This is a genomic window from Agromyces sp. NPDC056389 (assembly GCF_042262385.1).
In the GTDB taxonomy this organism is placed as follows: Bacteria; Actinomycetota; Actinomycetes; order Actinomycetales; family Microbacteriaceae; genus Agromyces.
The window spans coordinates 585,414-597,683 of the sequence record NZ_JBHJPN010000002.1 but is presented as its reverse complement, the minus strand read 5'-3'; the positions used below and the strand labels follow the sequence as shown (position 1 = coordinate 597,683).

The following is a 12,270-nucleotide window of genomic DNA, read 5'->3' as shown; positions in this document are numbered from 1 at the left end:
GTGGCGGACGGGGCACCTAGGCTGCCGGTATGACCGCAGCGCACCCCGGGCTCGACGAACTCATCGACACCGTGGCCCTGCTCCGGGCTCCGGGCGGCTGCCCGTGGGACGCGGATCAGACCCACGAGAGCCTCGTGCAGTACCTCGTCGAGGAGAGCTGGGAGCTCATCGACGCCATCGAGTCGGGCACTCGCGAGGAGATGATCGAGGAGCTCGGCGACGTGCTCTACCAGGTGCTCTTCCACGCGGACCTCGCCGCTCACACCGACGGAGAACGCTTCGACATCGACGACGTGGCCCGTCACATGACGGCCAAGATGGTGTCGCGGCATCCGCATGTCTTCGGCGATCGCGAGGCGGAGACGGCCGCCGACGTCGTCGCCTTCTGGGACGACCTGAAGGCCGACGAGAAGCCGCATCGCACGAGCGTGCTCGACGGCATCCCGCGCGGCATGCCCGCGCTCGCGCTCGCGCAGAAGGTGCTCGGCAAGGCCGAGAAGGTGGGGGTGGCGGATGCCTCGGCGACGGCCCCGCCCGCGACCACCGCGCCCACGGACGAGGACGAGCTCGGCCGGGTGCTGCTCGGGCTCGTGGCATCCGCTCGATCGCAGGGCCTCGACGCGGAGCGGGCGCTGCGGGCCGCCGTGCGCAGCCTCGAAGCCGAGGTGCGCACGGCGGAGGCGACCGCGAGCTGATCGCGCCGAGCGCGGCGGTCAGTCGTGCGCGTCGACCCCGCCGACCATCACCGCATGCGCGGCGGCCAGCTGGGGGAACGACTCGCGGAACAGCTCCCAGAGTTCGTCGCGGTCGAGCTCGCGGCCGCTCGCATCGGTCACACCCTGCACCACGCGCGCGAACGATACCTCGGTCTCACGGGACATCCGAAGCCCGGTGCGCTCCTCGATGAGGTGGGCGATGCCGCCCTTGCCCGACTGGCTGTTCACGCGGATGACGGCTTCATAGCCCAGCCCGAGGTCGGCCGGGTCGATGGGCAGGTAGGGCACGTGCCAGGCGATCTCCGATTCCTCGGCCCCGAGTGCCGCCGCTCGTACGGCGTGCTCGGCGAACCCCTTGCGGATCGCATCCTGGTGGGTGCCCGAGAACGCGGTGTGCACGAGCTCGCCGGCGTACGGGTGCCGCGGGTGCACCGGGATGCGGTTGCAGGATTCGACGACCTCCCGTACCCGCGCGAGGTCGGAGAAGTCGATCTCCGGGTCCACTCCCTGCGCATGCAGGTTGAGGGCGAGGGTCACGAGATCGACGTTTCCCGTGCGTTCGCCGTTGCCGAAGAGGCATCCCTCGACGCGCTGGGCTCCGGCGAGCACGGCGAGCTCGGCGCAGGCGACACCAGTTCCCCGGTCGTTGTGCGGGTGCACCGAGAGGATGACGCCGTCGCGACGCGGGAGGTTGCGATGCATGTGCTCGATCTGATCGGCGTAGACGTTGGGCGTGGCGATCTCGACGGTTGCGGGCAGGTTCAGAATGACGGGTCGCTCGGGTGAGGCGTCCCAGATGCCGGTGACGGTGTCCGCGAGCTCGAGCACGAAGTCGGGCTCGGTCTGGTTGAACACCTCGGGCGAGAACTCGAAGCGGACGCGAGGATCGTCGCCCGCCCCGCGTCGTACGCGCGCGCTCTCGTCGGCGACGAGCCGGGCGATCTGCTCGCGGTCCCTGCCGAGCACGTGCTGTCGCCAGATCGGAGCCGTGGCGACGTAGAGGTGCACGACGACCGGGTTTCGGATGCCGCGGATCGAGGCCATGGTGCGGTCGACGAGTTCGGGGCGGGCAGGGGTGAAGACGACGAGCGTCACGTGCTCGGGCACCGGCTCGCGCTCGGCGAGCAGGCGCACGAAGTCGAAGTCGGTCTGCGAGGCGGAGGGATAGCCGATCTCGATCTCGGTGTAGCCGAGCTCGACGAGCAGCCGGAAGAAGCGGAGCTTGCGGGCGGGATCCATCGGCTCCGCGAGGGCCTGGTTGCCGTCTCGGAGGTCGACGGGCACCCACAGCGGGGCCGCGGTGAGCCGGTTCGCCGGCCAGTCGCGAGGCGGGGCGCCGGCGCGCGCCGCCGCGATTTCGACGCGCTCGTGCACCTCGCGATATCGGTGCGAGGGCATCTCGGACGGGCGCTGGCGATTCCAGTGGGGGTGATCAGCGGCGGTGGATGGGGCGACGGCGGGCATGTGCGGACTCCTTCGGTGCGGTTCGGCGATCGGCAGCACGAACCCCGCGACGAGGAGCCGATCGGATCAGGCCCCGCCGCGGCGGCGAAGGAGAAGCTGCCATGCCATGGAGGTAGGCTATGACATATCAGCTTGTCTGACAAGTAAGGACGAACCGCATGCCCCCAGCTCGACGCCGGACCGCCGTCACGATCTCGCCGAATCCGCCGGACGGTGCAGGTCGCACCCCGCTCCCCGGGCTCTCGCGACTCCCCCTCGCCGAGCAGGCGGCCGCGGTGCTGCTCGAACGCATCGTCGCGGGCGAATGGCCGGTCGGCGCGCGCCTGCCCGGCGAGACGACGATCGCCGCCGAACTCGGCGTCGGCCGCTCCACCGTGCGCGAAGCCGTGCGCGAGCTCGCAGGTCGCGGGGTGCTCGAGAGCCGGCAGGGTGCCGGCGTGTTCGTCGTCGCGACCGACGCCGACGCCGACTGGGGCGCAACGCTGCGCCGCGCCGAAGTGAGTCAGGTGCTCGAAGCGCGTGTGGCGATCGAGGTCGAGGCTGCGCGCCTCGCCGCCGTGCGCCGCACCGCAGACGAGCTGGCCTCGCTCGAGACGGCGCTCGACGCGCGAGCGCTCGCGGCTCGAGATGACGACGACGAGGCCTACGTCGGCGCCGACATCGCCCTGCATCGGGCGATCGTCCTGGCCGCGCACAACCCGGTGCTGGCCGAGTTGTTCACCGCATTCCTGCCGAGGCTGCGCTCGGCGATGCTCGACATGCTCCGACTCGGCCGGGCCGAACCCGCCTACCGCGACGACCACGGCGAACATCGTGACATCGTCGCCGCGATCGCCGCGGCCGACGGCGAGCGCGCGGCACGGACGAGTCGCGACCACCTCACGAGCGTCGAGGCGCGCGGACACGGACGGCGCACCGATGCGTCGATGGCGGAAGCTCCGGGTTCGGCGTAGCGTCGGCCGGCCCGGAGCGAGGAGACGACGCCAGTGCCTGGTTCGTGTGACGCCGCACCGCCGGGCTAGGCCAGCCCGAGCCCCGCGCGCCAGCTCGGCCGCGTCGGCGTCCAGCCCCGCGAGCGCGCCAGGCTGTTGTCGGCGAGGCGGCCGGGGCCGCGGCTCGTCGCCCGAACCGCGCCGTCGTATCCGGCGCGACGGGCGAGCACCGTCGCCCACTCGATCAACTCGGCGGGTTCATCATCGACGAGGTCGACCGGGCCGGCCGGCCAGTCGAGGGCGGGCAGCACCGCCGCGACGGCGTCGTCGACGTGCACCCAGTTCGTGATGGGCGTGATGCCCTCCACGATGCCGGTCGCGGCCTGAGCGGTGAACGCGCCGTCTGGCGCGTACCAGGTGCGGGCGCCGTAGAGCAGGCCGAATCTCAGCACGACACCGTGCGGGAGGCGCGCGAGATCGCGCTCCAGTGAATCGACGGCCGGGTCGGCGTCCGTCCACGATACGCTCTCGGCCAGCACCCGCCAGATGCCTGCCGACAGCGCCGCGTCGACGAGGTTCGAGGTTCCGACGCTCCGCAGGTTCGCGTTGCCGGCGTAGTCGAGGTCGGCGAGGTCGGTCGCGAGGTGCACGACCGCGTCGGGCCGGATCGCGTCGAGCGCTGCGTCGACCGTGGCCCGGTCGAGCAGGTTCACCGTGACGCCCCGGATGCCCGCGGCCTCGAGGGCGGCGAGCTTCGCCGAGCCGCGGCTCGTGCCGATGACCTCGTGGCCCGCTGCCGCGAGCGTCCGCGCTGCGGGAGCACCGAGCACGCCGGTCGCCCCGATCACCAGGATCCTCATCTGCCGACTCCGTCCGTGCCACGTCGCTGCCCTCGGCAGCGGAGAAGACCGACCGTAGCCGAGATCGTGTCGCCGACGCGCGGACGATGACGCGGAATTGCGAGAGTTCACGCGCCGGCAGACGCGCCGGTGCATGGCTCGCGGATGCCTCGGCGCGGGCGTAGCGTCGGATGAGACTCACTCCCGAGGGGGACGCATGGGCATCGAGGACTGGCGGCTCGAGGAGTTCTTCGACCGGTACGCCGAGGCGCAGCGCGACTTCGACGCCGACGCCACCGCCCGGTTCTGGGGACTGCCGGGCATGGTGATCACCGACGAGTTCGCCGGTGCGCTCGAGAGCCGGGCCGACATGGCGGCGGGGCTCTCGGCGTCGTACCCGCTCCACCGCCGGCTCGGCTTCGCAGGGATCGTGCCCGAACTGCGAGCGGTGAGCTCGCTCACCGACGTGCTCTCGCTGGTGCGTGTGCGCTGGAGCCATCTCGACGCGGACGACGAGCTCATCGTCACGAGCGACGTCGAATACCTCGTGCGCGACGACGCCGACGGACTGCGCATCTACGTCGCCGTCGGCATCGACGAGGCCGACGCGCTGCGGCGGGCCGCGGCAGCCAAGGGCATCGAGCTCGACGCCGACTGACTCGATCTGCGGCACCCCACGGCGACATGTGCGAGCGGGTCGCGCGCGGGCCGCGGCGTCCGGTTCGCGCATCGCCCGACGCCCGCGTGCTGGAAGAATGGTCGGCATGGCTGCCTCCGTCACCCCTCCGCGCGGCATGCGCGACTTCCTCCCGGCCGAGAAGGCCCGGCGCGAGCACGCCCTCGGCGTGATCCGCGGGGTGTACGCGGCGCACGGCTTCGACGAGATCGAGACGCCCGTCATGGAGGACTCCTCGCGGCTGCACGCCGGACTCGGCGGCGACAACGAGAAGCTCGCCTTCGCCGTCATGAAGCGCGGTCTCGGCGCCGACGATCTCGCGCGCGCCGCGGCATCCGGCGACGCGCTCTCGCTCGCGGACCTCGGGCTGCGCTACGACCTCACCGTGCCGCTCGCCCGGTTCTACGCGACGCACCGGGCCGCCCTGCCTCCCGTGTTCCGCTCGATCCAGATCGCGCCCGTATGGCGCGCCGAGCGCCCGCAGAAGGGCCGCTACCGCCAGTTCGTGCAGTGCGACATCGACATCATCGGCGAGGAGGGGGCGCTCGCCGAGCTCGAGCTGCTCACCGCGACGGTCGCCGCGCTCGACGCGCTCGGCCTGTCGGGCTGCACGATCCGCCTGAACGACCGGCGCATCCTGGCCGGCATCCTCGGCTCGTGGGGTGTGCCCGACGAGCTTCGCGAACGCGCGCTCATCACGATCGACAAGCTCGACAAGATCGGCACCGGGGGAGTGGCGGCCGAACTCGCCGACCTCGGCATCGTCACCGGCGATGCCGATGTCGCGGGCGAACTCGAGGCGCTCACCACCGCCGACTGGCACCTCGCCGATGGGGTCGTACCGCCGCCGTCGTGGCTCGACGGCGAGGCCTACGCCGAGCTGCTCGCGCTTCGCGCCGCGCTGCCCGACGCCGCCATCGAGTTCGACCCGACCCTCGTGCGCGGCATGGGGTACTACACGGGCACGATCTTCGAGATCGCCCACCCCGACTACGGCTACTCGCTCGGCGGCGGCGGCCGCTACGACGGCATGATCGGGCGCTTCCTCGGCCAGGAGGTGCCGGCCTGCGGCTTCTCGATCGGCTTCGAGCGCATCGTCGACCTGCTCGCCGTGCGCGACGAGCAGCGCCCGCGCGCCGTCGTGCTCGTCTACGACGCGGAGGTCCCGTCCGGACGCCTGCTCGCGCTGAAGCAGGAGCTCGTGGCATCCGGTTCGAGGGTTCGCCTCGAGCGCCGGGTCAAGAACCTGCGCGCCCTGCTCGACCGCGTCACCGCCGATGGCTTCGACGCGTTCGCGCCGGTCGGCCCCGAGACGACGGATGCCGCGTCGCTCGCGTTCCGCGAACTCGGCGCGTAGTACTCGCGGCCTCTTGCGCGGCACCCGTTCCCCGGTCGGCACGACCGTGCACGGGTGGCTCGCGCCGCAAGCACGAGACATCCTCGACCTCTAGACTGGCTGGCGGATCACGACGGAGTCGTCCGCTGCATACCCACCCATCACAGAGGAGTTCACTGTGGCAATCATCGAAGCTGTAGGCGCACGCGAGATTCTCGACTCGCGCGGCAACCCGACCGTCGAGGTCGAGGTGCTGCTCGACGACGGTTCGCTGGCCCGCGCTGCGGTGCCCTCGGGCGCATCGACCGGCGCCTTCGAGGCGTACGAGCTGCGCGACGGCGACAACGACCGCTACCTCGGCAAGGGCGTGCAGAAGGCCGTCGACGCCGTGCTCGACGACCTCGGCCCCGCCATCGAAGACCTCGACGCCGCCGACCAGCGCCTCGTCGACGCCGCGCTCATCGAGGCCGACGGCACCGAGAACAAGAGCCGCCTCGGCGCCAACGCCATCCTCGGCGTGAGCCTCGCCGTCGCGAAGGCCGCCGCCGACTCGGCCGACCTGCCGCTGTTCCGCTACCTCGGCGGACCGAACGCCCACGTGCTGCCCGTGCCGATGATGAACATCATCAACGGCGGCGCGCACGCCGACACCGGTGTCGACATCCAGGAGTTCATGGTGCTGCCGATCGGCGCGCCGAGCTACTCCGAGGGCCTCCGCTGGGGCGTCGAGACCTACCATGCCCTCAAGAGCCTGCTGAAGGCGAAGGGCCTCTCGACGGGCCTCGGCGACGAGGGCGGCTTCGCGCCCGACTTCGCGCACAACCGCGCGGCACTCGACTTCATCTCCGAGGCGATCGAGAAGGCGGGCTTCAAGCTCGGCACCGACCTCGCGCTCGGCCTGGATGTCGCGGCGAGCGAGTTCTACGAGAACGGCGTCTACAAGTTCGAGGGCAAGGACCGCACGTCGGCCGAGATGAGCGCGTACTACGCCGAGCTCGCCGCCGCGTACCCGCTCGTGTCGATCGAGGACCCGCTCGACGAGTCCGACTGGGACGGCTGGGCGCAGCTCACCGCCGAGCTCGGCACGAAGCTCCAGCTCGTCGGCGACGACCTGTTCGTCACCAACCCGAAGCGTCTCGCCGAAGGCATCGCGAAGCACACCGGCAACTCGATCCTCGTCAAGGTGAACCAGATCGGCACCCTGACCGAGACGCTCGACGCCGTCAAGCTCGCGCAGCGCTCGGGATACACCGCCGTCATGTCGCACCGCTCGGGCGAGACCGAGGACACGACGATCGCCGACCTCGCGGTCGCGACCGATTGCGGTCAGATCAAGACGGGCGCGCCCGCCCGCAGTGAGCGAGTGGCCAAGTACAATCAGCTTCTGAGGATCGAAGAGGAACTCGGTGAGGCCGCGGTGTACGCCGGCCGCACGGCGTTCCCCCGCTACACGGCCTAGACAGCATCACGCGTGACGGGGGCGGCCGAGTGGCCGCCCCCGTCGTCGCGTTTCCGGGTGCGATGACGAGGAGGGGCGATGCGCGATGACACCGGTCGCTCCGGCCGCACCCCCAGGCGCCCGACCGTGCCGACATCGAAGCCCGCCGCCAAGCGCGGTGCAGCCGCTTCGAGTGCCGGCGTGAAGGCCTCGCCCGCGAAGCCGACGGCAGCGAAGAAGTCCGCCGCATCGCGGCCCTCGTCCCAACAGGCCGCTTCCGCCCGATCGGGTTGGCTCAGCGGCATCCGATTCTCAGGTTTCTCCCTCATCATGATGGGAGTGCTCGTGCTCGCCGTCGTGGTGCTCGCGCCGACGATCGCGGCGTTCGCACAGCAGCGGCAGCAGATCGCCGAGCTCCGCGCCGCCGTCTCCGCACAGGAGGAGGAGGTGCAGCGCCTGCGAGACGAACGCGAGCGCTGGAACGACGACACGTTCATCGTGACCCAGGCGCGCGAGCGCCTCTACTACGTGATGCCGGGCGAGGTGAGCTACCTCGTCATCGACGACCGAACGGCAGCGGCGAAGGCGGATGCCACGACCGAGGTCTCCGCCGAAGTGACCGAATCGAAGGGCGACTGGATGACCACCCTGCTCGACTCGGTGCTGACGGCGGGCCTCGCGCCCGATGCGGCGCCGCCGGCGGACCCGGCCACCGACCCCACGACCCAGCCGCCCGCAGATCCAGCAGCCGAGGAGACCCGATGACCCGCCCGCCCTTCGAACCGGTGAGCGAGCGCGACGTGCGCATCGTCTCGGCGCAGCTCGGCCGCCCGGCCCGCGACGTCGTGGGCATCGCGGCGCGCTGCGTGTGCGGCGCCCCGACGGTCGTGGCCACGGCGCCGCGGCTCTCCGACGGCACGCCGTTCCCGACCTTCTACTACCTCTCGCACCCGACCGCCACCGCTGCGATGTCGTTCCTCGAGGCCGCGCAGCTCATGGTGGAGTGCACCGAGCTCCTGGCTTCCGACACCGACGTCGCCGACGCCTACGGCCGCGCCCATGCCGACTACCTCGCCGATCGCGAGTCGATCGCCGTCGTGCCCGAGCTCGCGGGCATCTCCGCGGGCGGCATGCCCACGCGCGTGAAGTGCCTGCACGCGCTCGTCGCGCACTCGCTCGCCGCGGGCCCCGGGGTGAACCCCATGGGTGACATCGCGCTCGAGCGATCGACCTGGTCGCCCGAGGTGTGCCGCTGCCCCGACTACGGCGTCGACGACACCACCGGGTCAGCCGGTGAGGCGCCTGCGGCCGACCCCTCCGAAGGACCGATCGGGTGAAGCCGCCGACGCGCCTGAACCACTCCGAGCGCCCAGCGCGTTCCGGAGGTTCCCGGCGCGCCCGCCGAACGATGGCGCTCGTCGTGCGCGCCACAGCGACCCTCGCGGCCGCGACGATGCTCGCACTCACCGGAGCCGGCGCGGCACACGCCGACCTGGTGCGCGACTACGAGTACTGGCTCGCCGACTACGGCTTCACGGCGGCCTGGAACACCAGCAAGGGCGACGGCGTGACGGTCGCGGTCATCGACACCGGGGTCAACGGCAACGTCGCCGAACTCCGAGGTGCGGTCGTCGGCGGCACGGATGTCTCGGGCCTCGGCACGCCCGACGGCCAGACGCCCGTCGGGGACGACGACACCCACGGCACGATGGTCGCCGGCCTCCTCGCCGGTCGTGGCACGGGTGAGGGCGCCGGCGTCATCGGAACGGCGCCCGAGGCCGACCTGCTCACGATCTCGGTCGCATTCGGCCAGGACACCGGTGCCGCGAAGTCGAACGACGACCAGATCGCCGAAGCCGTGCGCTGGGCCGTCGACAACGGCGCCGACGTGATCAACATGTCGCTGACGCGCAACACTCCCGACTGGCCCGAGAGCTGGGACGACGCGTTCATGTACGCGTTCGAGAACGACGTCGTCATCGTCGCCGCCGCCGGCAATCGCGGCAGCGGCACGAGCCAGGTCGGGGCGCCGGCGACGATTCCGGGCGTGCTCACCGTCGCCGGCGTCGACAAGGCGAAGAACGCGAGCCTCGACGCGAGCTCGCAGGGCATCACGATCGCCGTCGCGGCGCCGAGCGAAGACCTCGTCGGCGTCCTCCCCGACGGCAGCCACGTGCAGTGGGACGGCACGAGCGGTGCGGCCCCCATCGTGACCGGCCTCGTCGCGCTGGTTCGCGCCGAGTACCCCGAGCTCGACGCGGCGAACGTCATCAACCGGCTCATCACGACGGCCGACCCCAACGGGCAGACGGTTCCGAGTGCCCTCTACGGCTACGGATTGATCGATCCGGTCGCCGCCCTCAGAGCGGACGTGCCGAAGGTCGACGAGAATCCGCTCGGCAGTCTCGCCGAGTGGATCACGCTGCACCGCCGTGCGGAGGTCGAGACTCCAGACGAGGCCAGCAGCGTCGATCAGCCCATCGTGCCCATCGCCGACCCCCCGTTGCCGCGATCGGACGGCGCCCAGACGCTGCTTCCGACGCAGTGGACGCTCGCCTACATCACCGTGCCGCTCTCACTGGTCGCAGGATTTGGTACGCTAGCAGCGCTGTTGGGCATCGGCGCCACTCGGCATACCAAGCGGACTGTCCGCATTCGCGAGCAGTGATCGCACGCAAATCAGCCCGCACGTTCCAAAACTGAGGAGTCCATTCACCGTGCCCAAGATTCTCATCGTCGGCGGTGGCTATGCGGGGTTCTACACGGCGTGGAAGCTCGAGAAGTGGTTGCGTGCCGGCGAGGCCGAGGTGACGATCGTCGACCCGCTGCCGTACATGACGTACCAGCCGTTCCTCCCCGAGGTGGCTGCAGGGTCGATCGAGCCGCGGCACTCCGTGGTCGCGCAGCGTCGTCACCTGAAGAAGACCAACGTGGTGACCGCCAAGGTCACGCGCATCGATCACGCGGCCAAGACCGCGACGATCACGCCCGAGCTCGGTGAGCCGTGGCAGTTCGACTACGACATCGTCATCGTCACGGGTGGTGCGGTCTCGCGCACCTTCCCGATTCCGGGCATCGCCGACAACGCGATCGGCCTCAAGTCGATCGAGGAGGCCGTCGCGATCCGCGACCGCGTGCTGACGAACTTCGACAAGGCCTCGAACCTTCCCCCCGGCCCCGAGCGCGAGCGCCTGCTCACGTTCGTGGTCGTCGGCGGCGGGTTCGCGGGCATCGAGGTGTTCGCAGAGCTCCGCTCCTTCGCGAGCTCGTTGCTCGAGTACTACCCGCAGCTGACCTTCGATGAGACGCACTTCCACCTCATCGAGGCCATGGGCCGCATCATGCCCGAGGTCTCCCTCGAGACCAGCCACTGGGTCATCAAGCACCTCGCTCAGCGCGGTGCCGAGATCCACCTCGACACGCAGCTCACGAGCGCGGTCGACGGCGTGATCGAGCTGTCGACCGGTGAGAGCTTCGAGACCGACCTCATCGTCTGGACCGCCGGTGTCATGGCGAACCCGGCGATCGTGCGTTCGAGCGACCTGCCCGTCGAGGAGCGCGGCCGCATCAAGACCCGCGCAGACCTGCGCGTCGGCGACGACGACGAGTTCGTGGCCGACGCCTGGGCCGCCGGCGACATCGCCGCGGTCCCCGACCTCACGGGCGGCGGCGTCGGCGGCTACTGCGTGCCGAACGCCCAGCACGCCGTGCGTCAGGGCAAGCTGCTCGCGAAGAACGTCGTCGCGGTGCTCCGCGGCGAGGAGCCGAAGCAGTACTTCCACAAGAACCTCGGTGCGGTCGCCGGCCTCGGCGTCGGCTCGGGCGTCTTCCAGTCGGGCAAGATCGCGATCAAGGGCCTCATCGCCTGGTTCGCCCACCGCGGGTACCACGGTCTGGCCATGCCGAGCTGGGAGCGCAAGTTCCGCGTCTTCTGGGGCTGGTGGAACAACTTCTGGCTCGGTCGCGACATCGTCTCGCTGAGCGCCCTGCAGCAGCCGCGTGCCCAGTTCGAGCTCTTCGCAGCCCGTCCGAAGCCTCCGGCTGTCGAGGCCCCGGCCCCGGCCGCAGATGCCGCTGCCGCGAAGGCGAGCACGTCGACCAAGAAAGAGGCCGTCGCCGCGAAGTAGCGACGAGCCCTGACTATGCTGTGACGCGGCGCCGCCCATCGGGCGGCGCCGCGCTCCCGTAGCCCAACCGGCAGAGGCAGGCGACTTAAACTCGCCTCAGTCTGGGTTCGAATCCCAGCGGGAGCACCTCGTAGGCGCGCCGCCTCGATGCCGACCGCTGTCTGCGAGCCGGCCGTGCGGTCAGCGCGGCCCCGTCAGCCGACGGCCTTTCGCACGAGGTCCGCGACCTTCGCCTCGACCGCGGGCGTCCAGTTGCGCACCGCGAAGCCGATCGGCCAGAGGTCGCCGTCGTCGAGGTGCGCACGATCCTCGAAGCCGATGGTCGCGTAGCGAGTCTTGAACTTCGCGGCCGCCTGGATGAAGACGACCATCTTGCCCTCGTCGTTCGCGAAGCCGGGCATGCCGTAGTAGGTCTTCGGCACGAGGTCGGGAGCGACTTCGGTGACGACCTTGTAGAGCCCCTCGGCGAGCGACTTGTCCGCGGGCTCCATCTCGGCGATCGCGTCGAGCACCGCCTTGTCGCCGGCGGCTCGGTTCTTGCCCGCCTTCTCCTGCTCGCGCAGCTCCTTGGCGCGCTGCTTGACGGCGTCGCGTTCTTCCTTGCTCAGTCCGCCGGACGTATCGGTCTTCGACATCTCGTGGTCCTTCCGGGATCCTCATCGGTGCCGCCGCCGTGGGCGGGGCGTCGTTGTCAGGCTATTCCGATGCGACCGCCGTGCGCTTCTCCATTCCTGATCGATCC

At 70.8% G+C, this 12,270-nt stretch carries 12 protein-coding genes and 1 tRNA gene; 10 read left to right on the top strand and 3 right to left on the bottom strand.

The genetic code is table 11. The annotated features are described in order from the left end of the window. The first annotated feature begins 29 nt into the window (after positions 1–29). On the top strand, positions 30–695 hold the full coding sequence (locus tag ACFCVM_RS15755) for a MazG family protein (protein WP_375837518.1): 666 nt from the start codon (positions 30–32) through the stop codon (positions 693–695). A gap of 18 nt (positions 696–713) precedes the next feature. Here the strand turns inward: ACFCVM_RS15755 and ACFCVM_RS15750 are convergent, their stop codons facing one another. Next, positions 714–2,180 carry a 2-isopropylmalate synthase gene (locus ACFCVM_RS15750; RefSeq protein WP_375837516.1) on the bottom strand — a complete coding sequence of 489 codons (1,467 nt, stop codon included), beginning with the start codon at positions 2,178–2,180 and terminating at the stop codon, positions 714–716. Between the two features lie 158 nt (positions 2,181–2,338). Here ACFCVM_RS15750 and ACFCVM_RS15745 point away from each other — a divergent pair, with 158 nt between their 5' ends. Then, a complete protein-coding gene (locus tag ACFCVM_RS15745; protein WP_375837515.1) occupies positions 2,339–3,133 on the top strand; it encodes a FadR/GntR family transcriptional regulator in 795 nt (264 codons plus the stop codon). 65 nt (positions 3,134–3,198) lie between these two features. Here ACFCVM_RS15745 and ACFCVM_RS15740 read toward each other — a convergent pair whose 3' ends face one another. Further along, complete coding sequence (locus ACFCVM_RS15740; protein ID WP_375837514.1) at positions 3,199–3,972, bottom strand: NAD-dependent epimerase/dehydratase family protein; 774 nt, start codon at positions 3,970–3,972, stop codon at positions 3,199–3,201. A 196-nt stretch (positions 3,973–4,168) separates the two neighbouring features. Between ACFCVM_RS15740 and ACFCVM_RS15735 the strand changes: the two genes are divergently transcribed. From ACFCVM_RS15735 to ACFCVM_RS15700, 8 genes are all read left to right on the top strand, one after another. Beyond that, positions 4,169–4,609, top strand: a complete 441-nt coding sequence (locus ACFCVM_RS15735; protein WP_375837513.1) for a hypothetical protein — start codon at positions 4,169–4,171, stop codon at positions 4,607–4,609. 106 nt (positions 4,610–4,715) lie between these two features. Continuing rightward, positions 4,716–5,984 (top strand): histidine--tRNA ligase, encoded by a 1,269-nt coding sequence (gene hisS / locus ACFCVM_RS15730; protein ID WP_375837512.1) that lies wholly within the window; start codon positions 4,716–4,718, stop codon positions 5,982–5,984. A 157-nt stretch (positions 5,985–6,141) separates the two neighbouring features. After that, on the top strand, positions 6,142–7,422 hold the full coding sequence (eno, locus tag ACFCVM_RS15725; RefSeq protein ID WP_375837511.1) for a phosphopyruvate hydratase: 1,281 nt from the start codon (positions 6,142–6,144) through the stop codon (positions 7,420–7,422). A 78-nt stretch (positions 7,423–7,500) separates the two neighbouring features. Further along, entirely contained in the window at positions 7,501–8,166 is a 666-nt protein-coding gene (locus ACFCVM_RS15720; RefSeq protein ID WP_375837510.1) for a septum formation initiator family protein, read from the top strand. Next, the gene (locus ACFCVM_RS15715) at positions 8,163–8,738 is read left to right on the top strand and encodes a DUF501 domain-containing protein (RefSeq protein WP_375837509.1); all 576 of its coding nucleotides are present in this window, start codon (positions 8,163–8,165) and stop codon (positions 8,736–8,738) included. Before ACFCVM_RS15720 ends, ACFCVM_RS15715 begins: the two co-directional genes overlap by 4 nt. An 83-nt stretch (positions 8,739–8,821) precedes the next feature. Continuing rightward, positions 8,822–10,069 (top strand): S8 family serine peptidase, encoded by a 1,248-nt coding sequence (locus ACFCVM_RS15710; protein WP_375837507.1) that lies wholly within the window; start codon positions 8,822–8,824, stop codon positions 10,067–10,069. A gap of 49 nt (positions 10,070–10,118) precedes the next feature. Beyond that, positions 10,119–11,528, top strand: a complete 1,410-nt coding sequence (locus ACFCVM_RS15705) for an NAD(P)/FAD-dependent oxidoreductase (protein ID WP_375837506.1) — start codon at positions 10,119–10,121, stop codon at positions 11,526–11,528. Positions 11,529–11,580: 52 nt separating this feature from the next. Beyond that, a tRNA-Leu gene (locus tag ACFCVM_RS15700) sits at positions 11,581–11,654 on the top strand. Positions 11,655–11,722: 68 nt separating this feature from the next. Here ACFCVM_RS15700 and ACFCVM_RS15695 read toward each other — a convergent pair. Then, positions 11,723–12,163 (bottom strand): iron chaperone, encoded by a 441-nt coding sequence (locus ACFCVM_RS15695; protein WP_375837505.1) that lies wholly within the window; start codon positions 12,161–12,163, stop codon positions 11,723–11,725. Between the last annotated feature and the right edge of the window lie 107 nt (positions 12,164–12,270).